The organism is Fulvivirga lutea (assembly GCF_017068455.1).
Taxonomy (GTDB): domain Bacteria; phylum Bacteroidota; class Bacteroidia; order Cytophagales; family Cyclobacteriaceae; genus Fulvivirga; species Fulvivirga lutea.
Window position 1 is genome coordinate 1,707,846 of record NZ_CP070608.1, and the last position, 26,403, is coordinate 1,734,248.

Consider the following 26,403-nt stretch of genomic DNA (forward strand, 5'->3'; position numbering starts at 1 on the left):
CTTTTTTTATGTCTAATAGGTGAAATCAAATAAAAACAACATGAAACTCAAATTAACAATATTGGCGGCATTCGTTTCACTGGGTGTATATGCTCAGGAGAAAATAGAAAAGAATTTTACGGGCATTGAAAATGTGAAGTTAGCCACAGGTTCGGGCGACTGCATTCTGAAAAAATCAGCTGATAAATCAGTGAAAGTGGTATTAGAACACTATTATAATTCTGACAACTATTCCCCAACCATTGAGCAGCAAGGCAGCACGTTAGTGATTAAGGAAGAAAGTAGAGGCAGTTATAGTGGTAAGAGCCCGATCTGGACCATCACGATTCCGGATAATGTAGATGTTCGAATGAACACTGGCTCTGGTGATATGACAGCATCAGACCTAAGAGCTTCTATAGATATGAACGCAGGTTCTGGTGATATATCATTGAAAAATATGGGTGGAGATTTAAGGGTAAATACAGGCTCTGGAGATTTGTTTGTGGATAAATATGATGGAGACCTAAAAGTGAATACTGGTTCAGGTAATATGGAAGTAAACTCAATAAAGGGAGATGTAAAACTAAATGCTGGAAGTGGTGATATTTCTATTAGAGGAGCAATTGGAGGTATTTATGCCAATGTGGGTAGCGGTGATATTAAGGCCGATGTCGTAGAGGTAACAGATAATAGTGGGTTTAACTCCGGCTCTGGAGATGTGGAAGTAGAACTTTCTAAAGGTCCTTTAGCGGATCTTAGCGTGAATAGTGGCAGTGGTGATGCTGAATTAGACTTTAATGGCAATGATTTTACAGGTGAAGTGGTGATGAAAGCCGATAAGAAAAAGGGAAGAATAGATGCTCCGTTTAGTTTTGATACTGAGGAAGAAGAGGACAAATCTTACGGAAATGTGACACTGGTAAAAACTAAAAAGTTTGATAATAGTGGGATAGAAATTAAAATAGGTACCGGCTCTGGAGTAGCAAGTATCTCTAAATAAATAGAATTTACTTAATACATTAAAAAGGCTGATTTGAATTCAAATCAGCCTTTTTGTTAATAAACTATTGTTAACTAAGGTTACGTGCTTTCAATTGAGCTTTTAACTCTTCACGTTCGTATTTTGATTTATTAATCAGTTTATAGGCTAAAAACAAAGGGATGATCATCAGAAACCCGAAGGTATTTACAGCAATACTGTAGATGACAATACCAGCCAGAAAGCCTATGATAAAGGCATTGATAATGTTAGTTGATTTCTGTTTTTTAGCGAGTTTCAATAACTCGTCATCAGTTAATTCTGCTAATGGTTTTTGGTTCATGGTTATATTGCAATTATTAAACACATTATTTAAGGGTGAAAATTTATTTTACTAATGAAGAGGCCAGTTCTCTGTAGAGCTTCCATTCACCATCTTTCGTTTTCTTCATAAGCACTAAAAACGTGTCCTCAAGTTCATGAACAGTCCCCTTTTCATCAGTGTAATACATTGAACTTACACCAAAATCATAGGCCATGGTATCGGATAAGATAACGGTTTCTTTGGGCCTCATGATAATGCTATCATACCTAAACTTATTGCCATGTAGTTCTCTCAGTTTTCTATAGGCTACCCAATCTTCACTGCCCGGCCCTACGGATATAAGATCCGGTGTTACAAATTTTCCGAGTTCATTATATCGTTTTTCTTTAACAGTCTGTTGAAATGACGCTCTCACCTGTTCAATTTTCTCGAGCTCAGCCTGAATGTCCAATGGGGGTTCTGCTGGCTTTTCCTGTTTCACTTGTATACACGAAGTAAAAATTGATAGGATGAGAAGTGGCGCTAAATAGTTCATGCTAGTTGGTTTGTATTTATCGGCTATAAACAATAAAAATACAATTTAATTAAGTTTTTTGGAATAGATATTTGGTAGATGATGGGTGAGGTGGGATAGCTGCAGCACCCGTATAATACCCATTTTATATGCTAGGCTATGAAATGCAGCTATTAATAAAGGGTTTATTAAAACAAAATTTCAATCAAGGTGCTGGAAAAAGTGTCTTTAATCATGCCTTTAATTATTTTTTGAGTCTGATTCATGAAAATACACATAGAAATTATTTCAAAAAGGAGAACTTATGGACTCCACAGCTAAAGCACAAAAACGAGTTGATTATATCCATTTGTAGTACAGTGTTGTCGTGCATTATATTCAATTATCTGCGTAGTTCTGATCCCACGTTTTATTTTTATTATGGTTTCTCAAATCACTTTTGAAATCAACTACCGCCTTAAGATTCAATAGAACAGAAACCCAACCTGCATGAGTTTCTAAATACTCTGAGTCTGGAACCCCTTCATTGATTAAAGTCAAATCTGTTCCCATAACTTCAGAAGGAGCTACAGTTATTTTTAAGTTAGAATTAAAATAATCAATGTGAAACTCTTGGTTTGGATGTATATGAAGGATTTTACTGTTGTATGTTTCACCATTGGGAAATAGGAAATGAATGACACCATCCCTTTCTGGTGCTTTTTCAGCCCAGAATTGCTCTCTCCCGTTCGTAGTTGTAAGAAACTCAAAAACTACTTCTGGACTTGAACTAAGATGTATTTTCCATTCAACAGTCTTCATGAATGACTTTGAAGCACCACAACGGTTTGGCTATGCGCAGGATCCCGAAGGGTATTGCGAATAGGTTTTGTTGTAACCTGTTATTCAATTTTTTTTAGGTAGTCAATAAATTCAGATGAGAAAACATGATCACCAGCCGATTCTTGAGTCACTTCGTTATAGATTTCGATAAATTGAATAGGGTCATCATAATTGTCAATTAGTATTTGAAGATTCTTTTTTTTTGCAATTTTTAGAGACATATAGAATCCATTGGTGTGTCCGCCAAATGCGAAGAAATTTTCTAACCGACCATAGTAAGTTAGCGAATCAATCTCTTGATTTAGGAATGTATTGGTTAGCAAGTCTAGATTTTTCAATTTCTTTGGCGTGTTCTCATAATCGGAATTATACATATCGATTATTGTCTTTGGGTAAAGGCTCAGTTTTTGAATAGGAGGCTCATCTTTATCAATTAAATCAGCTACTCCTTCTTGATGAATCTTGTTCAATTGTATCATCAATGGGTGTTCATAACGCTTTGCCGTTAGAGCTCTGTAATTGTGGTGAAACTCGTGTGCAATAATTTTAATGAGATCATCTGTACCTCGGTTCAAGGCCATATTCAAGTCGAAGACTATGGCATTTTCCATCACTTTTGCATCAGGGTCTGATAGTATCAAATGAATATCATATAATTTAGGTAGTGAGTCCAGTACTCGCTTTGGAAGATATGTTCTAGCCAGAGAGTCTCCAGAAGTTATCAGTTCATTAAAATCTGTTGATTCAAGAAAAATTTGTGCCTTATCAAAGTTGTTTTTAAGGTCGCGAAAATTTCGAATGAGGGATAATTTAAAATAGTCCTGATCCATAAGAAGAGGGATATTCATGAGACTATCTAGCTTATCTTCATATGCAGGGTTAAAAACTGTTTCAACCGCAGCTTTTATTTCTCTCTTTTGGGAGGGAGAATTTGAATAAATTAGATAGTTACTGTAACCTTCAGAATTAAAAAGACTTTCCCACTCTTCGTCTGAAACGTTTTTGTTTGCTTGTAATAATTTGGCTATTTCTATTGCCTTTACAGCCGATTCAGTTGTGAAATTATATTCTGAATATTGACTGGATTTTCCATTATTAGAAGGCCTCACACACGCAAGAAGAATTAAAGAAATAGTAATGAAGAGAGGCCATCTGCTTGGCTTTATTAATGTCATATAATTCAAGTTGGTTTTAATCATGAAGCAATTTTGCATTAATAGTTGTTATCATTATCGTACTTATCGTCCGGAGCAAGTATGAGGATGTCATAATTCATCACTTCATATAGGTACGGGTCACTGGTTTGTATTTCTGTATTGATAATGAGCTTGCGAATAGGACGTAAATCAACTACTGTCCATTGGTCTTTAAGCCCGATTGATTGCAACATTTTGAGAGAAGAATTATTACCCTTGTACTTACCATTTAAATAGGGGTTGAAAAATCGAATGTTAACAAACTCAAGTCCTTCTTTTATAGCTTTTTCTGTGATATGCTTTCCAAGGTCGTTTACGCCAAAAGGTGAAATATCATGCGTGAGATGAACATTGCCCATTTTTAAAAGAATTTTTTTCGGTTTTCTTTTTTCGAAATGGAAGTCAAAATTGGATTTCAAATAGTCAGCGCGCTGTTGACTACTATAAATACCAGATGCTTCTTTGCAATAAATCTCCCAACTAAGTCTTAAATCTTCAATAACTTTTAAAGCATTCTGATTTTCTTGAACACCTTCAAAATACTCGTTTATTAGTTTATTTGATTGATACCAACAATAAATAGGTTCACGTTTAATTTTAGATTTAAAGAGGTTTTTATGAATTACTTCTTTCACTTCTTTATAAAGCTCCTGGTTGGTTCCGTTGGAAGCCAGAGATTGAATTCTGTCCAAAAGCATTTCATAAGAATAGGCATACTCTTGATCAAGCCCCCAGAATTCAAAATTCAAATACTGAGCTCTATCCATGAAAAGAGCATCGCTTTCTCTGTTTACGAAAACTAATGGCGTTTTTGATGCCCGTTTTTTTCCGTATTTTCTATTGAGGTAACGAATAGATTGACTTAACCTCACAGAATCCTCTGCATATTCATTCAGAATTTCAGCTGAATTAGGGCCTAACTCCAGAGCAAAAGTGTTGAAGTCAATCTCATTCAAAACAGGTAGTAGTGCAGCTGTAAACTTGCTCAGTTCTGTGGAGTGGTGCTTCTCGGCTACACCAACAAAGTGGCTTTCTCCGATAAGATTTTTCCATAGCGCCTTAGTACTTTCAGAAAACGTATTCTTATCGTTAATGGTGAAACGATAGGAATACTCTAATAATTTTTCAGCGCTCAATTCTTCCTGTGCGAATAAGCAATTAGTTTTTATAGTAATGAAAACCAGCCACAGAAGGTAAAAACGTAATATCATTATGTTTTGAGGATTTTGATTCTTAAATAGGTTACAACAACCGAACATGCGCTATTACACATACTCACTATTGGCTTAGTGGTTTATATTCGCACTATCTGTCAAATATACGCCATTGTATTTTTATAAGTCAATTAATCATTAATATAGTTTAATTTCTAATTGACCCATCACTTACTAAGCTGCTATCTATGCTGGTCAATCAAAATAACGTTACCATCGGGGTCGGTGATGGTGAAACTTGCCGGGCCTGAACTTGAGCTATCAATTTTTTCACCGGTGTCAACTCCTTCTTCAGTCAGCGTTTGCTGAATTTTACGAATATCATCAAAGTCAGCCAGGTTTTCGGCATTTTCATTCCAGCCGGGGTTAAAGGTGAGAATATTACCTTCAAACATTCCCTGAAACAGTCCAATTAAAGAGTTTCCATTTTTCATAATCAGGTAATTCTGTTTCATGTCACCTCCAAAAACGGAAAATCCCATTTTTTCATAAAATGCTTTTGAGGCTGCCAAGTCTTTTACACTTAAGCTAATTGAAAATGCTCCTAGTTTCATGGTTTAGTTATTTATTGATAAAATAAGTTAAAAATTAAAATTAGGTTGTACAACATCAAATTCCGGAGAAGCTTCAAATAACTCATCTAGAATCCATTTATGCGCTTGACCGTAAATAATAAGTACTCGCTCTTCATCTGTTTTGCATAAATTCCGAGTATTCACAAATAATCTTGTATTCCTCCTGTACCAATGGCGTGTAAGGTCTGCACCAATATATTTGTCTCCATAACCAAGATTAACAAGACCTGTTAACCACAGCATTTTATTTCTTTTCAGCACCTCCGAGCTGTTGATCAGAGAAAGGTATTCTTTTAAACTGAGCTTTGTCAGCAAGCTATCCATATAGGTGTTATAGGTTTTATTAACCTGATCATATTCCTGCCAAATACTCATTTGATCTAAACTATCACCGTAAGCTTCCCAATCATCTACACTCACCACGGTTTCGGGTTGTGGTGGCCTATTATCAATACAATGAACCTTGTTTAATCCGGCTTTTTTAGCAATTCTAAAGCCTAGTTGAAAAGCCTCGTTGGTTTTAAGCTCCCAATTATTATATAAGTAGTAATTGTAAAGTGTGTCAATGGTAGGTTGATATTTGGGCAGCCACTCAACGGCTATAATGGTTGGTTGATAGTTATGAACAATACTATCGGTTAACACCTCAATTTGATTTTGACTTTCATTGGTCGATATATCAAGGTGGTTTTTAGCTACCACATCGCTGCCATCACCGCTACGGTTAAAATGAAAAGTGCCCAACACCATCACCTTATGCTTATATTTTGTTAATTGAGGGGGTAAGTTCTCAATAGCTTTGTTAACAGCACTTCCTTTTGAGGCATTTATAGCTGTTTTTTCACAGGAGGTATAAATAGATGAGAGTATTAAAAGCGTAATTAATCTTGTCATCATAATTGATAAGTATTTAAATTATTGCCCACCATAATACTGAGTCATATCCAAAGCAAAATGGAGCGGAAAGAACCATGCGATATCTTTTGATTTGCTCAATGCAGTAAATACAATCGTACCAATGAGTGTGTCTAAAAAGAGATTTTGAAACTCCTGAATACTGGCGCCAGTGGAAATTAAACTTGGAATATGAGCCGCAGCAAAAAGAAAGGCAACGATTGCTATACTCCATTTTTGACCTACCCAAGCTGATAACCTGAAGAATAAGAGTGCAATAGCGCAATCTTCCATAAACACTTGAACTAAGTGAGATATGTTTCGAGGTTGATAGACATTACCAAGCATTTCTCCGATTGGTGCAGTATTATTTCTTTCAAGATGATAGACCAATAATGCTATTAGAGAGATACCAAAGCCAATTACTATTCTTATTCCTACATTTCTTTTACTCAACCAAATGGTTTCGGTTGATTGTTTTCGAATCAGAAGAAGAATAAAAACGGGTGAAAATATTAAGGCTTGATTAAGCGCATCAATGAGCTTGTAATTACCTGAATTAGGGATAAGCAAGTTATTTACATAAAGCTGTCCGACACCTATTATGCCTATAATTGCGAAGGTGGCATACAAGAGCTCCAGTGAAGGTTTTTGCATTTCTGGGTTCGCATCATCCTTCCAGAATCTCCCGAATGAAGTGTAGCTATAAAGCACATACCATACTATGGTAGCAAGGGCATAGCTTGTGATTAAAGATCCGTAATGTTCAAACATAAAATTAGATGGCTGTATTTGAGAACTAATATGAGACATGCCTCTAAATCATGCCATTTTCATTATGTCTCAAAAAGGTTTTGAGAAACCTTTAGTACTATTTAACTATCTTTCAATTTGAATTACAGGCAATTAAACCTGCTAAAAAGTACTTATGACTCAGGATGTTTTCTTTACTGCTTCGTCTATTGTAATTGGTTCTCAAATACTGGCAGTATCTGTTTTGTTGCTTTTTGGTGGGGAAAGAAAACATAAACTATTGGGTGTTATTGGGTTAATCATCACCTTAAGTTTCCTTTATCCATGGTTTCAGGAAGATATCGCAGATAGTACTTTGCTGAAAATTGTATTTGCAGGCAAGAAATATATGCTGTTGCCACCTCTTTTATATTCCTACCTATTAATTCACATCTCTGAGGATCGAAAACTTACTAAACATCTCATTTTCCCAGGTATTTACATTTTCATGTTTCTAATTCTACAGACAGTTGGTGAATCTTTCTATTTGCAAAACCGAGGGCCGATTAATGCAATTCATTACATAACTTGTTTCATATACTTTCTTGTGTACTTCATTTCAGGAATTCACAAAGCACGCTATGAAATAAGGTATCAGCTAATTCGCTCAGCTTCAATTAAATACATTTCATTTTTTCTGTTATTCAATGCAATTGAAATCATTTATTTATTTGTCCAGGTTATTATTTTATTCTCGATAGAGCTGGGGTATGTCGATGAGCAAAACACTTCACTTGCCAATTATTACCAATACTCCATCGGCCTTACTATTATCTATGGGTCAGCTTTACTATTTTATTTGTTATCAGAGTCTGGTCTGATGCGGAATTCACTGTTAACGAAGAAGGTTACATTAGATGCCCGATTACGAGAAGAAAAGTCGCAGCTCAAAGATCAGCTGACGGATCAAATTGTTTCCAATAAGTTATATACCAATCCTGACTTTAATCTTCAAGCAGCAGCCAACCATTTCAATATCAATGAATCGGTCATCAGTTCCTATTTTAGAGAGCATGAAAAACGCAGCTTTCATGATTATTTACATGAGCTAAGAATTAAAGAATTCAAATATTTGGTCAAGCAAAATAACAGTCAGATTTACAATTTAGAAGGCTTGGCCAATATGGCCGGTTTTAATTCCAGAGCAACTTTTTATAGAGTATTTAAAAGCCATGAAAAAATAACTCCAAAAGAGTATTTAGAGAAGGCCTTATCTTAAAATACTGAAACTCGTTTGATTTGAAACAACATATTCAAATCTTTTAGTTGTCCAACCTAGCTCTAAAGCAATTAATGAGTTGTTTTATTTTTGAATTGCACATAAAAGCTCGTAATGATGGCAAGCGAAGAAATAATGGTCATGATAGTTCCTGGCACAAAATTTACGAACCCACCAAGATCTAAAAATAGAAAATACCCTAAATCGGCCAGGCCTCCGGTTAATGCTGCTAAAAATATCGCACTGGTATTACCCTTCCAGATAAAAAATGCTGATATAAAGGTAACTAGGCCAATCCAAAACAGATTGAACCCGTGCTGGCCAACCACAGCACCTACAGCTTTAGGATAGTCTAACACTAAAACTTCAGGATTAACTGCATCAGCAATTCCAATAAAAGACGCACTAATATCCTCAATAAGAACACCTTTCATAGTCATCACTCCGGCTAGCATGTGCACTAAACCCCAGATGATCCAAAGTAGGCTAGAAGTTTTTAGTAGTATGGATGATTTATTCATTTTATTGGAAATATAGTTTAGTCAAATTTCCAGATTAAAAAGTGGCCATCCATTAATGTAGATTAAGAAATATAAAGGGTTATCTTATTTATATCTTTCCCTCTTTAATTTACTCAGGGCTTCTGGAGTTATTCCTAGGTAGGACGCAATCATCTTTTGAGGCACACGCTGTACAATGTTAGGATAAGTTGCTATAAAATGCTCATAGCGTTCAATTCCAGAAGCACACATTAGCATAATCACTCTTTTCTGTAAAACATTGAGGCGTTTGATTAACTTCTGAACGTCATGTTCCTTATGAGTATCTTTTTGTTTTTGCCAAACAACGGAGTCTTCCAATGCATCGATAAATAAATCACTTGGCGTATCTGGTGGCACATTATCTGCAATAATCCAACCTTCTGAAGCGAACATAAAAATATGCTCTTTTCCATTATCACTAATTGCATAACTTCTTAACAGGCCAGATTCTACTTGATATACCTTGCTATTCAATTCCCCTATCCTTTGCAGAATTTGACCTTTTTTTATTTCGATTCGCTTCAAGTTGTTGCTTTTAACTTACGAACGCTTTTAATTTCTCAATGTTCTGTGTGAAATGCATGTTAATTTTTGCACTGAACACAAATGAATATAATCTAATAGAATTCAATTAGATTATATAATCACTTCAAAAACCGTTTTACCTTGCTCTGAACTTACTGAAATTGTTCCATTATGAAGCCTGATAATCTGTCGGCAAAGTGCAAGGCCAATACCAGAACCTTCATCTTTGGTTGTGAAGAATGGAATAAAAATTTGGTCGATTTTATCATCAGAAATGCCTGTACCGTTGTCTTCAATTAAGATGTTCACTTTATCATCGCCAAAAGCTCTAATGATTAGTTGAGGCTCTTCAACTTCTTCAAGGGCTTCCAGCGCGTTCTTAATTAAATTGATGAAAACTTGCTCCAAAAGTCCACTATCAGCTAATAGTGAAACGTTATCGTCAATAATCAACTTATACTTCATCCTTTTTAATTCAGTTTGAAAGAGTAGCAAAACACGTTCTACAAGCGGCTTTAGTTCTACCTTTTGAAAATTGGGCTTTGGAATTTTAGTCAGCTTTTTATAGGCCTCAGTAAAGTTTTGTAATCCGGCACTCCGTTGATGTATGGCATCCAATCCCTGGGAAAGCTTGTTCATTTCTTCAGGCTGGCCATGAGCATTTTCTGCAATTACTTTAAGGGTTTCAGAAAGCGAAGTAATTGGGGTTACCGAGTTCATGATCTCATGGGTGAGTACGCGAATAAGTTTTTGCCAGGCTTCCATTTCAGAACTATCTAATTCATTCTTTATATTCTGGAATGAGATAAGTTTGTAGTAATCTTCACCCAATTTGAACTCAGTGGCATGCACAGAAAGTTGAAGTAACTGCCCACCTATTTGTATTTTCTTCAGTTTGTTTTCGTTAGGCTTAATTTCTCGTAAGAAGTCTGGTAATTCAGGGTCAACAGAACTAAAATTATTTAAAAAGGCTACTTGTTTTCTAGCCAGCAATTTTTGCAAAGCTCTATTCATTAAATGTATTCGCTCGTTTCTATCGAAACTGAGAATCCCTACTTTAACATGATCTACCAATGATTCTAAATACAGGTGCTGGACTTCTTTTTGCGAACTTATGAGCTCAAAACGCTGAGTAATTTTATTGAAGGCCGAATACAATTTATTGAATGACTTACCCTTTCCGCTCTCTGAAAATTTAGTGGTAAAATCATTTTGCAATAGTGCCAGTAGAAATGAAGTAAAATCACGATTGGTACGATCTACATACCAGACAAACTCAATAATAGCAATAACTAAAAAAATGATTAGATAAACTGACCTTAAGTAACGAGTGTCAACAAGAAGAAAATAGATGTGCAGACCAATAATGGTGGTGATGATTAATATCCTAAGAAGAATGTTGAGTCTGAAATTGCGAATCATAAATTATATTTTTCCATTCTTCTATACATGGCGCCACGCGACAAACCTAGTTCTTTTGATGCATGACTAATATTGCCGTTATGCTTTTTTATAGCTTTTTGAATAGCCCAAGCTTCGATATTTTCAAGATCATAATTATCGAATTCATTAATCTCTTGATTTTTGTTTTGTAAAAACCCAAAATCCCGGGCTGTCAGCTTCGACCCTTCGGCTAAAATTGCTGCCCGCTCTACTGCATGTTGCAGTTCTCGAACATTACCCGGCCAATGATGCTTTTTTAATTCTTGAATTGCTGCATCCTCCAGAGTAAATACACTTTTGTGGTATTTCCTTTCGTACTTTTTTAAAAAGTGATGAATCAATTCATCAATATCTGAGATGCGATCTTTTAAGCTGGGTAAGTGTAATTCAACTGTATTGATGCGATAATATAAATCCTCCCTGAATTTCCCTTCTTCAACAGCCTTTTTGAGGTTAAGATTGGTAGCGCAAATTACTCTCACATCTATTTCCTTAGGAACATTAGATCCCACTTTCGTGATTTGTCTTCTCTGTAATACTGTTAATAGTTTAGTCTGAAGGTTGGCAGGTAAGTTGCCTATCTCATCTAAAAATATAGTTCCGCCAGTGGCCGCCTCAAACCGTCCAATTCTATCTTCTCGAGCATCTGTAAAAGCTCCTTTTTTATGACCAAATAGTTCGCTTTCAAACAAACTCTCTGGAATTGTGCCTAAATCTACTGTTATAAACACTTCATTAGCCCGAGCGGAGTTTTTATGAATAGCACGTGCAGCTACTTCCTTGCCGGTTCCATTTTCACCAAGTATTAAAACATCAGCATCCGTTGGTGCTACTTTGGTAATAAGCTTTTGAATGTCTTTCATAGCTTGCGATGAGCCAATCATTTCACCAAATTGATGATCGATAGTAGAGCTGATCATTTTCTCGCGTGACTCCAATTGCTTTACCCTTTTCTCTTTGTTGGAGAGCTCTAGTGCATTTTTAATTGTGATGATCAGTTTATCATTCTGCCAGGGCTTAATAATAAAATCTATGGCGCCAGATTTCATGGCTTCTACAGCAATATCCACTTCGCCATAGGCAGTCATGAGAATTACATGAGTATCCGGACTGATTTCTATTATTTTTTTGAGCCATTTCAAACCTTCAGCACCGGTGGTTTCCCCTTGCCTGAAGTTCATATCTAACAAAACCACATCAAAAGAATGCTCCTTAAAAGCTTCAGTAATCTGATTAGGGTTGTTAATCTTTTTTACGGTGGTAAAATGCTGCTCTAAAAGAAGCTGAGCAGATAACAGAATCAAATCATCGTCATCAACAATTAGAATATTGCCTTTTAGTTTCATTTTTTTATCAATTAGCAACTACGATTCAAACCTTACTAAGCCTTAAAGGCTTGGTAAGGTTAAATACAGGAGACTTTTTTTAACCCTACACTTCAGTTCTTTAAATCAAATTCAATTCCAAACCTTGCCAAGCATTTAAGCCGGGGTAAGATTTATTTAAAAATCCACAACGTAATTTTTCAACTCTTTATCAGGCTCATTTAATTCAAGGTTTTGATTATGAAATTCAATAAATGCACCTTTTCCACCGAACCAGCTATGTACTTCATCTCGATTTAAACGAGTTGTTTCTTTGCTAATAAAGGCATTGTATGAAGAGAATTTCCATTGACTATATTCCTTTACAAATTGATGGTGAATAGGATTATGGTGAATATAATGGATCAATCTGGTCAGGTAGTAATCAGAATTTACTTGAATACGTCTAAAGCTTTTTTGAAATAGTGAGCCGGTTCTATTGTGCTGTTTATTAAAGGATAGAGCATAGCTCATAAATAGCCTCTTAAATTGTTCTTCTAAAATCGTATTAACCTCAATCTGTGTTTCTTGCACTTCACCAACCTTACTAAGCCTCTGAGTCTTAGTAAGGTTCTTAGCATTTACAGCCTTTACGCGCATAAGAAAATGGAAATGATTGGGTAATAAACAATAAGCCAGCGTGTCAGCAAAAGGTGCTATATATTTATTCCACTTTTGAAGAAAATAGATATAGTTATCTGTTGACTTAAAAATATCTTCTTTATTATTTCCACGGTTAAAAATGTGGTAATAGTTGTCGATTTCGAATTTTGAATGATAGTCTGGCATTTAAGATTCCCTAGATATATTGTTTAGAATAATGGACTTCGAAAAACCTTACTAAGCCTCAAAGGCTTGGTAAGGTTAAATCAAGTTTTAATATTCAAGGAATAAAGCTATAGAAAAACCATGCAATTACTTAACTAACTGCCCATAAATGGACACTATGGTGTTGTATGCGTGGACAGTTTCGTAAATTAGATATGGAGGTTTGATTGTAATGTATTGATAATGAGTTGTTTAAAAATCATGGCATAGCAATGGTAGCCGTGTTTATCAAAAATAGATTATGATAAAGAGTTATTTGGTTCTTGCATTCCGGAGATTTCTAAAATCACGCGTCTTTAGTCTGATAAATATTATAGGTCTTTCTTTAGGAATTACTTGTTGCTTGCTCATAGCAATATTTGCTTTTCACGAGTATTCTTATGACCGGCATAATGCACAAGCGGAACGTCTCTATATTGTTAATTATCAATTAGAATTTGGAAACCGTGTTCTGGAATTGCCACAAACTCCTGCATTGTTGACTAATGAAGTCAAGAAATTTGAGGGTGTAGAAAAGGCATCAAGGTTGTATAAGATATCCAATGCTATGTTATCATCGGAAGATGAGTCATTTATTGAAGAGTTTGGGTATGCTGTTGACTCAGACTTTCTAAATATGTTCACATTTCAAACTTTAGCAGGCTCAATTGAAAAGGGCTTTACCACATCGAATGAAATTATTCTTACAGATAAACTGGCAGTAAAATATTTTGGAAATCAGACAGCCATAGGTAAAACCATATGTCTTGACAAAGAGAACTGCTATCAGGTTCTGGCTGTAATCAACGATTTGCCAACCAATTCCAACTTCGAGTTTGACTATTTATTACCCTTTGATCACGTTGAAAAATCGGGACGGCAGCTCGATAGCTGGGGAAGAATATTTTCATTCACTTACGTTTTGCTTGATGCTAAAAATGATTTGAACTCATTCAATGAAAACCTCGACAACTTAGTAGCAGGTTTAAATGAGGAAAGAGATGGTCAAAAAGTTGGGCAGATGTATGCACAAAATATTCTCGATATCCACTGGGGCATTAATACTATTACTGGTGAGGTTAATGATAATTTGAGTGGTGGATTAAAGAACCTCGGTAGTCTTCGTTTACTAAAAATATATTTAGGTATTGCAGGTATCATATTGATTATTGCTATCATTAATTTTGTTAATCTGAGCATCAGCATTTATGTAAAACGCATAAAAAATGTTGGGTTACAAAAAGCTATTGGAGCATCCCGTGTTCAACTCGTATTTGGGTATTTATTAGAATCCACCTTTTATGTTTTGTTGGCAACTGCTTTCGCCTTGCTAGTTGCAGACCTGCTTCTTCCAACTTTCAATCAATTGCTGGAAGTGAATTTAACTATTCAACAATTTTTGAATCAGGTTAATATTTTCTGGTTGATTATCTCAATGGCTGGCTTTATCCTATTATGTGGGCTTCTGTCAGGTTTATACCCTGCTCTCCTTATTACCAAGGTTAGTTTTGCACAAGCAACACATAATAAAATGAATTTTGGTGCAAATGGTTTGATTACACATGTTTTAATTATTTGTCAGTTTGCTGTGGCGATGGTTTTTGTGATCGGAATGTTTGTAGTTACCGATCAGCTAAAATACGTCCAAAATTTAGACTGGGGCTTTGACAAGGATGAATTAGTTACTATTAATCTTTATGGTGATCTTCAATCGGATATTCAAGCGCTGGATAACTCCCTGAGTGAATTAGGTGTTGTTGAACGGGTGGCTTTTACCAAAAGTTTTCCGCGTGGAGTTAGCTCCAGAGGAACATTTAATTGGGAAGGTAAAAACCCAGATAACAAGGTGATTTTTGATATGATCAGTGCAAGTCCAAACTTTCTTACTACATCAGGAATAAAGCTTGTAGAGGGCGAAGTACCATACTTGTTGAATAATGATTCTTCTTATTACCATATAATTAACAAAAAGGCTTATCAAGAAATGCTTCCTGATTTCAAGGGGAGGGAGGATGAAATAATTGGAAGCGTTTTAGATGGAGGAAAAATAACAGGTATAGTTGATGATTTTATGCTATGGTCAGCTTACGAGGATATTAGCCCTGTTGTGATACGAATTTCTAATGTAGAAAAGTGGCGTAAAGCTTTAGTTAAAGTAAATAGTTCTCAAGGGATTGAAGTGGCAGGAACGCTAGAAGCGGCTTATAAAAAACACAGCCCAGATTATCCATTTGAGATGAATTTTGTTGATGATGATCTTGATACAAGATATAGCAGTGCCGTCCGCACAAAAAGAATATATTCTATCGGCTCTATTTTAACAATAATCATATCTAGCCTTGGTCTGTTTGGCATATCAGCACATAGCACACAAAAGAGAATTAAGGAAATTGGAATAAGGAAAGTGCTTGGCGCTTCAGTGCAGAGCATTATCAAATTAATGTCAAAAGAATATATTCTTCTTGCACTTATATCAATAATAATAGCAGCACCGGTTGCCTATTATGTACTTAATAATTGGCTGGATAATTTCCATAGGAAGATTGAATTCAATATTCTTCCATTCATTATTGGAACTCTTTTAACAACTATTATAACGGTCATAACGGTTGGTATCCATGCCATTAAATCGGCCAGATTAAATCCTGCTGAGACGCTCAAAACAGAATAAACTCAAACAACAACGCCATGTTTAAGAACAATTTTAAAGTAGCCTTAAGAAATTTACAAAGAAGTAAAGCATATGCTTTTATTAATATTATTGGCTTAACCATTGGTCTCACAGGTGCCTGTTTGTTGAGCATGCATATCAAAAATGAGCTTTCCTTCGATAAATTTCATTCTAAATCAGACCGAATTGCTCGTATCGTTGAGGAGCAAACGACACAGAATAATTCACGTTTAATTGGCAGAACATCTTATTTAACTGGACCAGAGCTCTTAAATGAATTTGATCGAATTGAAGAGCAAACTAGGATTCTTCAGCCGTTCGGTCATCTGGATATTATTTGGAATGGTGAACGAATTAGTGAACGTAAGTGGATTTTAGTAGATAGCACCTTCTTTCATGTTTTTGACTTTCATCTGCTAGAAGGAGATAGGCGGACTGCATTAGACAAGCCAAATTCGGCCATACTCACCCAATCGTCAGCACAGAAATACTATGGCAATGAATCTCCAGTAGGTAAAATAATAGAATTCAGTGGTATGGAGCCTATGCTCGTGACAGGCGTACTGGAAGATGCGCCTTACAATTCTCATCTTCAGTTTGATGTGATGATCACTATGAATTCTGCCATTCAAAATTTTCCATGGTGGGAGCGCCTTACAACCTCACCTCAATCTTTAGTTGCCTCGACCTATTTTGTGTTCGACCAGCCCGAGTCAATTCAAGATGTAGCTAGCCGATTAGGTGAATGGGCTTCTGAAAATCGAGACCAAGAATATAATGAGACGAGAAAGCTCATGCTTCAGCCAATGGAGGAGGCATATTTAAGTACGGATAATGTGGAATTTGCCTTTTGTACCGTATCTGGCAGTAAGGAAAACCTATATTTATTTGGTGCTCTCGCCATATTTTTAATTGTTATTGCCTGCATCAACTATATTAACTTGGCCACCTCAAAATCGATGGAAAGAGCTAAGGAAATAGGTATTCGAAAGGTTTCTGGTGCCTATCGTAATCAGCTAATTGCTCAGTTTTTAACCGAATCTGTTGCAATTTCCTTGATATCATTTTTTCTTTCGTTACTGTGTATCGATTTAGTCTTACCAATATTCAGTGAGATAACGGAGTCCACCATTATCACAGCATTTACAATTGAAAATCTGTTGCTTTTGGGTGGATTAACATTGTTTATAGGTTTGTTTTCCGGAATATATCCCGCTATCCATTTATCAAGGCTTCAGCCAGCAGCATCTTTGAAATCATCTAATTCACAAGTGGGTGGGGCAGGCTTAAGAAAGGTGCTGGTTATTACTCAGTTTACCTTATCGATATTTATGATTGTCGCTACAGTGGTAGTCACTAACCAGATGCAATTCTTGAAAAATAAGGATTTGGGCTTTGATGAAGACCGTATGTTGGTCATCGATATTAACAATGGGAATGTGCGCAACAGCTTTGAAGCGATGAAAAACGAGTTCTCGAAGATAAATGGTGTTACTCATGTGGCTTCATCAAGCAGAGTGCCTGGCGAATGGAAGAACATTCGAGAAGTGATGGTAAGAAATGCCGAAAATGATTCATCTACCTGTTTTTTTATGGGCTTTGATGAGGCTATGATGGCTACCTATGATTTGAATCTTTTAGAAGGAAGAAATTTTAGTGGTAATCTGGCAGAAGATTCGAGTACGGTTATTCTTAATCAGAGGGCAGCAAAAATTCTTGGCGATTTATCTATAGGTGACGAATTGAGATTTCCTGAAGCTGATTATCCTATTAAAGTAATTGGCATTGTTGAAGACTTTAATTTCCAATCGCTGCATAATGAAATTGGGCCATTGGTGATTGGGCACTGGTTTAACACAGTAGCCGTTATCGATTATTTTTCACTAAAAATAAATAAAGGTGCTAGTCTGCAACAGGTAGTAGCTGATGCTAAAAAAGTGCATGAACAGTTTGATGATACTACCCCCATGGAATTCCATTTTCTGGATGAACAAATTGACCAGTTTTACAGAACAGAGCAAAAGGCCCAGTCTATTTTTAGTATCGGTGCAGGACTAACAATGATAATTGCATGCATGGGGCTGTTTGGACTTGCGTCATTCGTTGTTCAAAAGCGAACCAAAGAAATAGGAATTAGAAAAATATTAGGAGCCTCAGAAGTAAACCTGATGATTATTCTTTCTGCAACCTTTACTAAACAAGTATTGGTTTCCCTGATTATTGCAATTCCTCTATCGTTCTATGTAATGGACCAATGGCTTAACAACTTTGCCTATCGCAAAGAAATCAACATGAGCTATTTTCTGATTGCAGGTTTATTAGCAGTTTCCATTGCACTCATAACCGTAAGCTATAGAGTGATAAAGGCTGCGCTGCTTAATCCGGTTGATACTTTGAGGAATGAGTAGTAATTTCTCTGTAGTTTTAGCAGCTAGTCACAATCTATATTCTTAATGTCGATAAAAAATATTTTGACAATCTCATTGTTTTTCGTTTCTAGTTTATCTTTTGCGCAAGTCTATCCTTCCCTAAAATCTCTTGTCTTAGAAGTTGATTATTATTCAAGCTCAACTTTTACAGAGTTGTTTACGGCATTCAACAAACAACTTTCGCAAACATTCGAATTAGATATTGATCAGGACTTAAATAGAATTGAAAATGAAGTGGATATTGAGAATTATTTAATTGCGCTTAGTTCTCAAGAATCCAAGATTCGCTCTAAACTTGAGGATTATGGTATATCTGTAAATATGGATATCTATTTGAGTGACTTTTATATCTCTTCTACTAATGGTTATCAGTATTCGATGGTCGTAGAGCAAAGTTACTATGACAGTTTGAGTACGAGTATTATAAAGCCTTTTGGTTATCATAGAGACAATAGCGGTAAAGTAAGAATATCTGGAATTAAGAATTTAAATTGTAACAGTTCAAATGATATAAATGAGGGTGATGAGATAGTGAAAATTAACTCTTATCCTGTCAGATTATTGCCAAATGGGCTAATTAATACCATTCTAAATACAAACCGCAAAATTGAACTTGAGCTGAAGTCAAGCGCCAATGATTCGCTAAAATATAAGGTTTTTGAAAGCCTAGTTAATGCAAGACCTGAGCCTATTCTGACTGAGGTTTATCAGAACTCGACTTTGATTGTCAAACTCAACTCCTTTCTAGAGAATGGGGATACAAGCAAGCTTCTAAATACATTATCACAAAGCAAGGATAACATTGAAAAAGTGATTTTGGATTTAAGGAATTTTGAAGGAGGAGTTTTTCAAGAATTAATTAATCTGGTAGATTTTTTCACAAAAAAGAATTCTGAAATAGTTAGGATATCGACATTTGGAAAAGAAATTGAAAAACGAAAATCGATTTATTCTCCAGTTATTAAAAATGCTAAAATTTTAGTACTAATTAATAATGGTACTAGTTCAGGTGCGAATGTTGTAGCTGGTGCGTTAAAATTTAATAATATCGGATTCTTAATTGGTGAAAAAACTACTCCTCAGAATTCATTGCAATTAACAAGACCATTACACAATTACAATTACTTCGCTAAAATTGTGATTGGCAATTTCTTTTTTGGAGTTGATAAGTCACTTTATGAAAATGGTATTTCACCAGATAACTATATCAAGGATTGCGTAACTTCTGAGGAAGATAGTATTTTGGATTATGCTTTGAGTTATGATTAATCCTTCAAATTCAACCTCAAACTCAACTCCTCCAATTGTGCATTATCAATAACACTTGGTGTATCGATCATCACATCTCTACCTGAATTGTTTTTCGGGAAGGCAATGTAATCTCTGATGGAATCAGAGCCACCGAAGAGTGCGCACAATCTGTCAAAACCAAAGGCAATACCACCATGAGGAGGAGCTCCATATTCAAAAGCTTCCAATAAGAAGCCGAACTGAGCTTGCGCTTCTTCTTCGGTGAAGCCTAATGCCTTGAACATACGCTGCTGTACTGCCCTGTCATGTATTCTTATCGATCCACCGCCTAGCTCCACGCCATTTACGACCAAGTCATAGGCATTGGCTTTTACATCGCCAGGAGTGTGCTCCAATTTATCCAAATCTTCAGGTATTGGAGACGTAAATGGATGGTGCATCGCGTGGAAACGCTGAGATTCTTCATCCCACTCTAATAATGGGAAGTCCACAACCCATAACAATTTATATTCATCTTTCTTTCTTAATCCTAGTTCACTACCCATGTGCAGACGCAATTCATTCATTGCCTTACGCGTATGATCTGTATCACCACTAAGAACCAATAGTAAATCTCCCGGCTTAGCATCCATTTTATCAGCCCAGGCTTTTAGATCTTCTTGTGAATAGAATTTATCTACAGAAGATTTGAATGTACCATCCTCATTATACTTCACATACACCAAGCCTTTGGCACCAACTTGCGGACGTTTCACATAGTCAGTGAGCGCATCTAGCTGCTTACGAGTGTATTCGGCACAACCTTTCGCGTTAATACCTACCACTAGCTCTGCAGAGTCAAATACCTGGAAACCTTTCCCTTGGGCTACATCATTTAGTTCCACAAACTTCATGTCAAAACGAATGTCCGGTTTGTCAGAGCCATAGTATTTCATGGCGTCATCATATGCCATATGAGGCACTTCACCAATATCTATCCCCTTTACATTTTTAAATAAATGCCTTACCAATCCTTCGAAAGTATCTAACACATCTTTTCTCTCTACGAAAGAAAGTTCACAATCTATCTGTGTGAACTCTGGTTGACGGTCAGCTCTTAAATCTTCATCACGGAAACACTTCACAATCTGGTAGTATCTATCAAAACCAGAAACCATTAATAGCTGTTTAAACGTTTGAGGTGATTGTGGCAATGCATAAAACTCACCCGGATTCATTCTTGAAGGCACTACGAAATCTCTTGCTCCTTCAGGTGTTGATTTGATTAATACAGGAGTTTCTACCTCAATAAAATTCACACCATCTAAGTAGGCACGTGTTTCTCTCATCAACTGATGGCGAAGCTGTAATTTCTTTCTAACCGTTTCTCTTCTAAGGTCAAGGTAACGGTATTTCATTCTTAGGTCTTCACCACCATCGGTATCATTTTCAATGGTAAATGGAGGTACTTTAGAAGGATTAAGCACTTCAATTGAGCTTACTTTTATTTCTATATCTCCAGTCGGTATTTTATCATTCTTGCTCAAACGCTCAACCACTGTTCCTTTAGTCTGAATTACAAACTCACGACCAAGCTTCGCAGCTTTTTTAAGTAATGCCTCATCAGACACACCTTCTTCTAAAATAAGTTGAGTAATACCGTACTTATCGCGTAAGTCAACCCAAATGATACTTCCTTTATCACGAGTTTTTTGCACCCAACCAGAAAGTGTTACTTCCTTATTTACATCTTCAATTCTTAATTCTCCGCAAGTGTGTGTCCTAAGCATTTTAAATTTCTAATTTTGAAGGCGCAAAGTTAATGGTATTAAGTTTGCACGAAAATATAACGTATAAAATTCGTTAAGTATAAATGAAAATAGCAGCAATTCTTACATTACTAGTTGTTCTTGTCTCATCAGATATTAAGTTGGTAAAAACCAAAGTAGGTGATGATATCACCGTTAATCTACCTTCAACTTTTTATCCAATGTCGCCTCAAGACATGTCCCAAAGATACCCTTCGGTAAGGCAGCCTATTGGTGCTTACACAAATGAAGACCGTTTGGTAGATTTTAGTGTCAATGTTTCTGCTACACGTTGGAGGTCAACCGATATTGAAATAGCAAAAGATTTCTTCAAGGCAAGTATTGTAGAATTATACGACCGTGTTGATTTTAAAACGGAAAAAATTGAGGTGGTTAACAATATGCGCTACATCATTTTTGAATTCGATTCTCGAATTAATGGAGATAAATATTCTCTTGATCAGCAGGATGCTATAAGAAAGTACTCTTATATGATGTATTTGTTGATTAATGGAAAAACCATTGTATTTAGTTTTAATGTACCAATTCAAATCAAAGAGAAATGGATTGATACTGTGCCTGAAGTGATGAACAGTATAAAAGTAAAGCCTAATATCTAATGGGTTTATCTATCCATAGCGATGAGCATTTTATGAAGGAGGCGCTCAAGCAGGCCAAACTAGCCTATGAACAGGGAGAAATACCTGTAGGCGCAGTGGTAGTGGCCAATAAACAAATCATCGCTAAAGCGTACAATCAAACTGAAGTATTAAATGATCCTACAGCACATGCAGAAATGCTTGCTATTACCTCTGCCTGTAATTATTTAGGGACTAAATATTTGAATGAATGCACATTGTACGTGACGTTGGAACCGTGTGGTATGTGCGGAGGTGCTTTGTATTGGTCACAATTGGGTAAGTTGGTTTATGCAGCAAGTGACGAAAAAAGAGGCTTCAGCACCTTGAATAAGAAGATCATCCATCCTAAAACAAAAATTAGCCATGGCTTAATGGCCGATGAAGCCGGGGCTTTGGTTACTCAGTTCTTCCAGAGGTTGAGAGAGAGCTAGCTACTTGATTCTTGTCTCTGGTTTCTAGTTACTCGTATCCAACAACCATAATCCAAAAACCAAGTAACCAGAAACCAGCCACCAGCCACCAGCCACCAGCCACTATGCCCATAGCCCATAACCCACTGCCTCCTAATCCCTAATCCCTAAGCTCTCCGCCCCGATAGATTACCCCAATATTATAATTGATTTTGAGTATCGGTTTCGGTTTTATGTTCGCGCTTCGATGGTTATATTTGGAGTACCAGTCTGAAAGTCGGGCAGGAATTAAATTGTTAAACTAAAAATCAAAAATATGTCATTTCAATTGCCAGATTTACCATATGCGCACGATGCGCTTGAACCACATATAGATGCTAAAACAATGGAAATTCACCATGGTAAGCATCATGCGGGATATACATCAAAACTTAACGATGCCATTAAAGGAACAGATTTAGAAGGAAAGTCAATCGAAGATTTATTGGCTAACCATTCTGACAACAATGCTGTAAGAAATAACGGTGGTGGATTTTATAACCATAGCTTATTTTGGAAAGTAATGTCACCTAATGGTGGAGGAAAACCTTCGGGCGAATTAGCTGATGCTATCGATGCTGCCTATGGTTCTTTCGATAAGTTTAAAGAGGAATTTTCTAATGCTGCAGCTACACGTTTTGGCTCAGGCTGGGCATGGCTTTGCGTTCATAAAGGAGGTAAAGTAGAAGTTTGCTCTAGTCCTAACCAGGATAACTCACTTATGCCGGGTGTTGGCTGTGGCGGTACTCCTATCTTAGGTTTAGATGTTTGGGAGCATGCGTATTACTTAAACTACCAAAACAGAAGACCAGATTATATTTCTGCTTTCTTCAATGTGATAAATTGGGATGAAGTAAGTAAGAGATATTCAGCAAATAAGTAATTGCTTATTGTTATAATAATAGAAAAGGGGCTATAAGCCCCTTTTTCATTCAACCTAAACTTTGAAAAAACTATTCGTTTAATCTGAAATATGAAATTGTTTCATCAGAGGCAAGAAAGTCACTTCCATTAAGAAGCTTCACCAATTTTACATCAGGGTTACCTGTTGCGTTCTGAGTGCTTTCATACACTAATTCATCCTGCTGATTATAAATTTTGTAAGTAGTTGATTCTTGATTTTCCAAACTCTTTTTAAAAAATGGATCTGATTCCATTTTACTCATCTTGTCTTTGAGTTCTTCTTCTTTGGGTTTGATTTCCATGGTGCCACCGAAAACCGGGGCGGTAAAGATTAATGCCAATGCACCGGCAATAACCCTTTTGTTTGTTCTGATAAATTTCATGACCGTTGTTGTTTTATTTTGAAATTGCCCTAAACTCTTTAGAGCCATTTTTGACCAATATAAGTATACCAACAGCCATGCCAAGTAGTTAATGTATTGAAATACAATAGGTTGTGTATATTTATGATTTGGCTTTTGTTCGTTTGTGAACACTATTCGATCGCTCCTGTACGAGTAAAAAGGTTGCGTTTTTTGGTAATTATTTTTGTAGTTAGGAATCGCATATGCCACAGATTTATCTTTGGTTAAGCCACATAAAATTTTATTTTTGCACAAAAATTAATCTAGCGACACATGAGCGTATTAGTAAATAAAAATTCTAAAGTAATCGTACAAGGATTCACCGGTTCAGAAGGTACATTTCATGCCGGTCAGATGATTGAATATGGTACAAATGTAGTAGGTGGTGTAACTCCTGGAAAAGGCGGACAAAAACACCTTGATAAACCTGTATTCAACACTGTAAAAGATGCAGTAGAACAAGCTGGCGCTAATGTGTCCATTATCTTTGTTCCACCTGCATTTGCGGCTGATGCCATTATGGAAGCAGCTGATGCGGGCATCAAAGTAATTATAGCTATTACTGAGGGTATTCCGGTAAAAGATATGGTTACAGCTAAGAATTACTTAAAAGGTAAGGATGTTGTTTTAGTTGGGCCTAATTGCCCGGGGGTAATTACTCCGGGAGAAGCTAAAGTAGGTATTATGCCGGGCTTTGTTTTCAAGCAAGGTAAAATTGGTATTGTATCTAAATCAGGAACGTTAACTTACGAAGCTGCAGACCAGGTAGTAAAAGCTGGGTTAGGAATTTCAACTGCTATTGGTATTGGTGGTGACCCCATTATTGGGACATCTACAAAACAGGCCGTTGAAATGTTAATGAACGACCCTGAGACTGAAGCCATCGTAATGATTGGTGAAATCGGTGGAAACTATGAGGCAGAAGCTGCAAGATGGATAAAAGAACAAGGTAATCCTAAGCCTGTTGTTGGTTTCATTGCTGGCCAAACTGCTCCTAAAGGAAAAAGAATGGGCCACGCTGGTGCTATCATCGGTGGCGCTGACGATACTGCAGAAGCTAAAATGAAGATTATGGGTGAGTGCGGAATCCACGTAGTTGCATCTCCAGCGGATATTGGAGAAACCATGTTGAAAGCATTAGGAAAGTAATTCCTGATTAAAAATATAAATTAAAAGCCTCTGAACTTCAGAGGCTTTTTTTGTAGAAAAAATCAGATTGTCATTTTTACTCAAGCGAAGGCATTTCTTCCAATTGAAAGTTGATTTTGGTTATCACCAATTCAAGCTAACTTTTTTGATTTTAACAGTACAACACCTACCCAGATGAACCATAGAATTTGAGTGGTTCCAAATAGTTCAGCAAAGATGCCATAAGGGTAAATGGTGCCAACACCAAAAGCTCCCACCAGTAAGCCAAAGTACACCAGGCCTTTTGGCAACGTGTTGGATTTTAAACCAGCAATACTTAGTAAAATTAGCCATACAGCACCAACTACCTCATTTCCACCCCCTAAACTATCACCTATAATGTTTATCATCTTCCAAAGTGTAACTGCTTCCTCAGGATTGACCGCACCGTTTTTAATTACAGCAGCTAAGCCAATGTTAAAAATCATGCCGCTGGCAATAACCAGTACTACCCAAATAAAACCAAAAACGGCTGCTAATTTGCTGATGGCTGATTCTGACTTAGTTCTTTCATAAATGGCCAATACTAAAATGGAGAGCACTATGCCGAACAGAACATAAATAACGAAATTAGTGACTGAAAGTAATAATTGATTCTCTGATAAATGCTCAATCGTTTGGGAAGCTGTTGAGCCTGCTGGTAAAAATTCCAATACAGCTCCAAATATGATAAAGGCAAACACATAAAAGATTGCTTCAGCAATGGCGGCTAGCCCGCCTACTTTTTGTAAGTTCATAATGTCCTATTTAAGTTCTTCTTTCAGACGATAAAATTAACAGCCTGTTACCCTGGCTTGCTAATTTAATGAAGAACGGGAATTATGGGGCTTGTATGGAAGAACAAAGAGTTAAGATCTTAATGGAAGAGAGGATTAACCGATTGATTCTTTTTGATTATTATCAAGCTTACCCAAATTACCCACCAGGCATCAACAGCAAAAGTTATTTTTTGCAAGAAGGGGAGGTAGTAGAAACCAATTTTAGTTACGAAAATAAAAAATACAATAACACTCAGTAAATAACATAAATAGGCGAGTTGTTTGAGTCCTTTATTGGGGTATTTTCTAAGTTCTAAAAAGAAAGGCACCAATGCTACAGTACCTAGTATCGCAGTAACTGTTACGATAAGATCATGATATTTTGTGAACATGAAAGCGAACACTACCATTGTTAGTACTCCGAAACTCCTGACCATTCGAGTATTCTTGTTTTGGAATGAGAAGATATTTGGAAGAATGTAGAAGAAGGAGATCATTGTTACACTCAAGATCAGGTGAGAAATGATAGCTAAGCCTCTTGCACTATTTTCCTTTCCGCCTTGGGTAACTGGGTTCATCACATCACACAAGAAGTTATGGAAGAAGCTATAGCCATCAGCCATTGAATGATTCACGGAGCCACCCGGATAATCGGTTGCAGCAATGCTGAAAACGATTAAATAAAGAATCATTCCAACGATGGGAATATATGGTAAGTAGTATTTCATT

General features: G+C 36.4%; 26 protein-coding genes. 9 read left to right on the forward strand and 17 right to left on the reverse strand.

What is annotated here, in order from left to right:
* The first annotated feature begins 40 nt into the window (after positions 1–40).
* A complete protein-coding gene (locus JR347_RS07720; protein WP_205723475.1) occupies positions 41–982 on the forward strand; it encodes a DUF4097 family beta strand repeat-containing protein in 942 nt (313 codons plus the stop codon).
* 70 nt (positions 983–1,052) lie between these two features.
* Here the strand turns inward: JR347_RS07720 and JR347_RS07725 are convergent, their stop codons facing one another.
* The 8 genes from JR347_RS07725 to JR347_RS07760 all read right to left on the reverse strand — a co-directional run bounded on the left by JR347_RS07725 (position 1,053) and on the right by JR347_RS07760 (position 7,314).
* The gene (locus tag JR347_RS07725) at positions 1,053–1,304 is read right to left on the reverse strand and encodes an FUSC family protein (protein WP_205723476.1); all 252 of its coding nucleotides are present in this window, start codon (positions 1,302–1,304) and stop codon (positions 1,053–1,055) included.
* A gap of 43 nt (positions 1,305–1,347) precedes the next feature.
* Complete coding sequence (locus tag JR347_RS07730; RefSeq protein ID WP_205723477.1) at positions 1,348–1,821, reverse strand: YybH family protein; 474 nt, start codon at positions 1,819–1,821, stop codon at positions 1,348–1,350.
* A gap of 357 nt (positions 1,822–2,178) precedes the next feature.
* The gene (locus JR347_RS07735; protein WP_205723478.1) at positions 2,179–2,601 is read right to left on the reverse strand and encodes an SRPBCC domain-containing protein; all 423 of its coding nucleotides are present in this window, start codon (positions 2,599–2,601) and stop codon (positions 2,179–2,181) included.
* Between the two features lie 80 nt (positions 2,602–2,681).
* On the reverse strand, positions 2,682–3,797 hold the full coding sequence (locus JR347_RS07740) for a DUF5700 domain-containing putative Zn-dependent protease (protein ID WP_205723479.1): 1,116 nt from the start codon (positions 3,795–3,797) through the stop codon (positions 2,682–2,684).
* 38 nt (positions 3,798–3,835) lie between these two features.
* The gene (locus tag JR347_RS07745; protein WP_205723480.1) at positions 3,836–5,029 is read right to left on the reverse strand and encodes a hypothetical protein; all 1,194 of its coding nucleotides are present in this window, start codon (positions 5,027–5,029) and stop codon (positions 3,836–3,838) included.
* 185 nt (positions 5,030–5,214) lie between these two features.
* On the reverse strand, positions 5,215–5,586 hold the full coding sequence (locus JR347_RS07750) for a VOC family protein (protein ID WP_205723481.1): 372 nt from the start codon (positions 5,584–5,586) through the stop codon (positions 5,215–5,217).
* Positions 5,587–5,613: 27 nt separating this feature from the next.
* Positions 5,614–6,504 (reverse strand): DUF5694 domain-containing protein, encoded by an 891-nt coding sequence (locus tag JR347_RS07755; protein WP_205723482.1) that lies wholly within the window; start codon positions 6,502–6,504, stop codon positions 5,614–5,616.
* Positions 6,505–6,522: 18 nt separating this feature from the next.
* On the reverse strand, positions 6,523–7,314 hold the full coding sequence (locus JR347_RS07760) for a hypothetical protein (protein WP_205723483.1): 792 nt from the start codon (positions 7,312–7,314) through the stop codon (positions 6,523–6,525).
* Between the two features lie 115 nt (positions 7,315–7,429).
* On the opposite strand from JR347_RS07760, the gene JR347_RS07765 reads away from it, so the two are divergent.
* Positions 7,430–8,512 (forward strand): helix-turn-helix domain-containing protein, encoded by a 1,083-nt coding sequence (locus JR347_RS07765; protein ID WP_205723484.1) that lies wholly within the window; start codon positions 7,430–7,432, stop codon positions 8,510–8,512.
* A gap of 71 nt (positions 8,513–8,583) precedes the next feature.
* On the opposite strand, the gene JR347_RS07770 is transcribed toward JR347_RS07765, so the two are convergent.
* The 5 genes from JR347_RS07770 to JR347_RS07790 all read right to left on the reverse strand — a co-directional run bounded on the left by JR347_RS07770 (position 8,584) and on the right by JR347_RS07790 (position 13,175).
* Complete coding sequence (locus tag JR347_RS07770) at positions 8,584–9,033, reverse strand: hypothetical protein (RefSeq protein WP_205723485.1); 450 nt, start codon at positions 9,031–9,033, stop codon at positions 8,584–8,586.
* Positions 9,034–9,117: 84 nt separating this feature from the next.
* Positions 9,118–9,579: a Crp/Fnr family transcriptional regulator gene (locus tag JR347_RS07775; RefSeq protein WP_205723486.1), complete on the reverse strand. Its 462-nt coding sequence runs from the start codon at positions 9,577–9,579 to the stop codon at positions 9,118–9,120.
* 111 nt (positions 9,580–9,690) lie between these two features.
* Positions 9,691–11,001: a sensor histidine kinase gene (locus JR347_RS07780; RefSeq protein ID WP_205723487.1), complete on the reverse strand. Its 1,311-nt coding sequence runs from the start codon at positions 10,999–11,001 to the stop codon at positions 9,691–9,693.
* Entirely contained in the window at positions 10,998–12,368 is a 1,371-nt protein-coding gene (locus tag JR347_RS07785; protein ID WP_205723488.1) for a sigma-54-dependent transcriptional regulator, read from the reverse strand. Before JR347_RS07785 ends, JR347_RS07780 begins: the two co-directional genes overlap by 4 nt.
* Positions 12,369–12,524: 156 nt before the next feature.
* Complete coding sequence (locus JR347_RS07790; RefSeq protein ID WP_205723489.1) at positions 12,525–13,175, reverse strand: hypothetical protein; 651 nt, start codon at positions 13,173–13,175, stop codon at positions 12,525–12,527.
* A 382-nt stretch (positions 13,176–13,557) separates the two neighbouring features.
* On the opposite strand from JR347_RS07790, the gene JR347_RS07795 reads away from it, so the two are divergent.
* Genes JR347_RS07795 through JR347_RS07805 form a run of 3 tightly spaced genes read left to right on the forward strand, consistent with a single transcriptional unit; the run spans position 13,558 to position 19,562 of the window.
* On the forward strand, positions 13,558–15,864 hold the full coding sequence (locus tag JR347_RS07795) for an ABC transporter permease (RefSeq protein ID WP_235689774.1): 2,307 nt from the start codon (positions 13,558–13,560) through the stop codon (positions 15,862–15,864).
* A 17-nt stretch (positions 15,865–15,881) separates the two neighbouring features.
* Entirely contained in the window at positions 15,882–18,272 is a 2,391-nt protein-coding gene (locus tag JR347_RS07800; protein WP_205723491.1) for an ABC transporter permease, read from the forward strand.
* 45 nt (positions 18,273–18,317) lie between these two features.
* The gene (locus JR347_RS07805) at positions 18,318–19,562 is read left to right on the forward strand and encodes a S41 family peptidase (protein ID WP_205723492.1); all 1,245 of its coding nucleotides are present in this window, start codon (positions 18,318–18,320) and stop codon (positions 19,560–19,562) included.
* Here JR347_RS07805 and aspS read toward each other — a convergent pair.
* On the reverse strand, positions 19,559–21,313 hold the full coding sequence (gene aspS, locus JR347_RS07810; protein WP_205723493.1) for an aspartate--tRNA ligase: 1,755 nt from the start codon (positions 21,311–21,313) through the stop codon (positions 19,559–19,561). The genes JR347_RS07805 and aspS overlap by 4 nt on opposite strands.
* 83 nt (positions 21,314–21,396) lie before the next feature.
* Here aspS and JR347_RS07815 point away from each other — a divergent pair, with 83 nt between their 5' ends.
* The 3 genes from JR347_RS07815 to JR347_RS07825 all read left to right on the forward strand — a co-directional run bounded on the left by JR347_RS07815 (position 21,397) and on the right by JR347_RS07825 (position 23,304).
* Positions 21,397–21,951: a hypothetical protein gene (locus JR347_RS07815; protein WP_205723494.1), complete on the forward strand. Its 555-nt coding sequence runs from the start codon at positions 21,397–21,399 to the stop codon at positions 21,949–21,951.
* The gene (locus JR347_RS07820) at positions 21,951–22,403 is read left to right on the forward strand and encodes a nucleoside deaminase (protein ID WP_205723495.1); all 453 of its coding nucleotides are present in this window, start codon (positions 21,951–21,953) and stop codon (positions 22,401–22,403) included. Before JR347_RS07815 ends, JR347_RS07820 begins: the two co-directional genes overlap by 1 nt.
* 295 nt (positions 22,404–22,698) lie before the next feature.
* Positions 22,699–23,304 carry a superoxide dismutase gene (locus JR347_RS07825; protein ID WP_205723496.1) on the forward strand — a complete coding sequence of 202 codons (606 nt, stop codon included), beginning with the start codon at positions 22,699–22,701 and terminating at the stop codon, positions 23,302–23,304.
* A 70-nt stretch (positions 23,305–23,374) separates the two neighbouring features.
* Here JR347_RS07825 and JR347_RS07830 read toward each other — a convergent pair whose 3' ends face one another.
* A complete protein-coding gene (locus JR347_RS07830; protein WP_205723497.1) occupies positions 23,375–23,707 on the reverse strand; it encodes a hypothetical protein in 333 nt (110 codons plus the stop codon).
* Positions 23,708–24,001: 294 nt separating this feature from the next.
* Between JR347_RS07830 and sucD the strand changes: the two genes are divergently transcribed.
* Entirely contained in the window at positions 24,002–24,877 is an 876-nt protein-coding gene (sucD, locus tag JR347_RS07835) for a succinate--CoA ligase subunit alpha (protein WP_205723498.1), read from the forward strand.
* Positions 24,878–25,008: 131 nt separating this feature from the next.
* On the opposite strand, the gene JR347_RS07840 is transcribed toward sucD, so the two are convergent.
* Together JR347_RS07840 and JR347_RS07845 are read right to left on the reverse strand one after the other, a co-directional pair.
* Positions 25,009–25,653, reverse strand: coding sequence for a hypothetical protein (locus JR347_RS07840; protein ID WP_205723499.1), 645 nt, complete (start codon positions 25,651–25,653; stop codon positions 25,009–25,011).
* Between the two features lie 119 nt (positions 25,654–25,772).
* Positions 25,773–26,402 (reverse strand): hypothetical protein, encoded by a 630-nt coding sequence (locus JR347_RS07845; RefSeq protein WP_205723500.1) that lies wholly within the window; start codon positions 26,400–26,402, stop codon positions 25,773–25,775.
* Position 26,403: the final 1 nt, after the last annotated feature.

What these genes read in the sequence shown, in the direction of transcription:
- JR347_RS07720 (WP_205723475.1), top strand. Translation starts at nt 41, where the DNA reads ATGAAACTCAAATTAACAATATTGGCGGCATTCGTTTCACTGGGTGTA.
- JR347_RS07760 (WP_205723483.1), bottom strand. Translation starts at nt 7,314, where the DNA reads ATGTCTCATATTAGTTCTCAAATACAGCCATCTAATTTTATGTTTGAA.
- JR347_RS07735 (WP_205723478.1), bottom strand. Translation starts at nt 2,601, where the DNA reads ATGAAGACTGTTGAATGGAAAATACATCTTAGTTCAAGTCCAGAAGTA.
- JR347_RS07740 (WP_205723479.1), bottom strand. Translation starts at nt 3,797, where the DNA reads ATGACATTAATAAAGCCAAGCAGATGGCCTCTCTTCATTACTATTTCT.
- JR347_RS07765 (WP_205723484.1), top strand. Translation starts at nt 7,430, where the DNA reads ATGACTCAGGATGTTTTCTTTACTGCTTCGTCTATTGTAATTGGTTCT.
- JR347_RS07845 (WP_205723500.1), bottom strand. Translation starts at nt 26,402, where the DNA reads ATGAAATACTACTTACCATATATTCCCATCGTTGGAATGATTCTTTAT.
- JR347_RS07790 (WP_205723489.1), bottom strand. Translation starts at nt 13,175, where the DNA reads ATGCCAGACTATCATTCAAAATTCGAAATCGACAACTATTACCACATT.
- JR347_RS07805 (WP_205723492.1), top strand. Translation starts at nt 18,318, where the DNA reads ATGTCGATAAAAAATATTTTGACAATCTCATTGTTTTTCGTTTCTAGT.
- JR347_RS07820 (WP_205723495.1), top strand. Translation starts at nt 21,951, where the DNA reads ATGGGTTTATCTATCCATAGCGATGAGCATTTTATGAAGGAGGCGCTC.
- JR347_RS07745 (WP_205723480.1), bottom strand. Translation starts at nt 5,029, where the DNA reads ATGATATTACGTTTTTACCTTCTGTGGCTGGTTTTCATTACTATAAAA.
- JR347_RS07750 (WP_205723481.1), bottom strand. Translation starts at nt 5,586, where the DNA reads ATGAAACTAGGAGCATTTTCAATTAGCTTAAGTGTAAAAGACTTGGCA.
- JR347_RS07815 (WP_205723494.1), top strand. Translation starts at nt 21,397, where the DNA reads ATGAAAATAGCAGCAATTCTTACATTACTAGTTGTTCTTGTCTCATCA.
- sucD (WP_205723498.1), top strand. Translation starts at nt 24,002, where the DNA reads ATGAGCGTATTAGTAAATAAAAATTCTAAAGTAATCGTACAAGGATTC.
- JR347_RS07780 (WP_205723487.1), bottom strand. Translation starts at nt 11,001, where the DNA reads ATGATTCGCAATTTCAGACTCAACATTCTTCTTAGGATATTAATCATC.
- JR347_RS07730 (WP_205723477.1), bottom strand. Translation starts at nt 1,821, where the DNA reads ATGAACTATTTAGCGCCACTTCTCATCCTATCAATTTTTACTTCGTGT.
- JR347_RS07830 (WP_205723497.1), bottom strand. Translation starts at nt 23,707, where the DNA reads ATGAAATTTATCAGAACAAACAAAAGGGTTATTGCCGGTGCATTGGCA.
- JR347_RS07800 (WP_205723491.1), top strand. Translation starts at nt 15,882, where the DNA reads ATGTTTAAGAACAATTTTAAAGTAGCCTTAAGAAATTTACAAAGAAGT.
- JR347_RS07770 (WP_205723485.1), bottom strand. Translation starts at nt 9,033, where the DNA reads ATGAATAAATCATCCATACTACTAAAAACTTCTAGCCTACTTTGGATC.
- JR347_RS07725 (WP_205723476.1), bottom strand. Translation starts at nt 1,304, where the DNA reads ATGAACCAAAAACCATTAGCAGAATTAACTGATGACGAGTTATTGAAA.
- JR347_RS07840 (WP_205723499.1), bottom strand. Translation starts at nt 25,653, where the DNA reads ATGAACTTACAAAAAGTAGGCGGGCTAGCCGCCATTGCTGAAGCAATC.
- aspS (WP_205723493.1), bottom strand. Translation starts at nt 21,313, where the DNA reads ATGCTTAGGACACACACTTGCGGAGAATTAAGAATTGAAGATGTAAAT.
- JR347_RS07785 (WP_205723488.1), bottom strand. Translation starts at nt 12,368, where the DNA reads ATGAAACTAAAAGGCAATATTCTAATTGTTGATGACGATGATTTGATT.
- JR347_RS07755 (WP_205723482.1), bottom strand. Translation starts at nt 6,504, where the DNA reads ATGATGACAAGATTAATTACGCTTTTAATACTCTCATCTATTTATACC.
- JR347_RS07825 (WP_205723496.1), top strand. Translation starts at nt 22,699, where the DNA reads ATGTCATTTCAATTGCCAGATTTACCATATGCGCACGATGCGCTTGAA.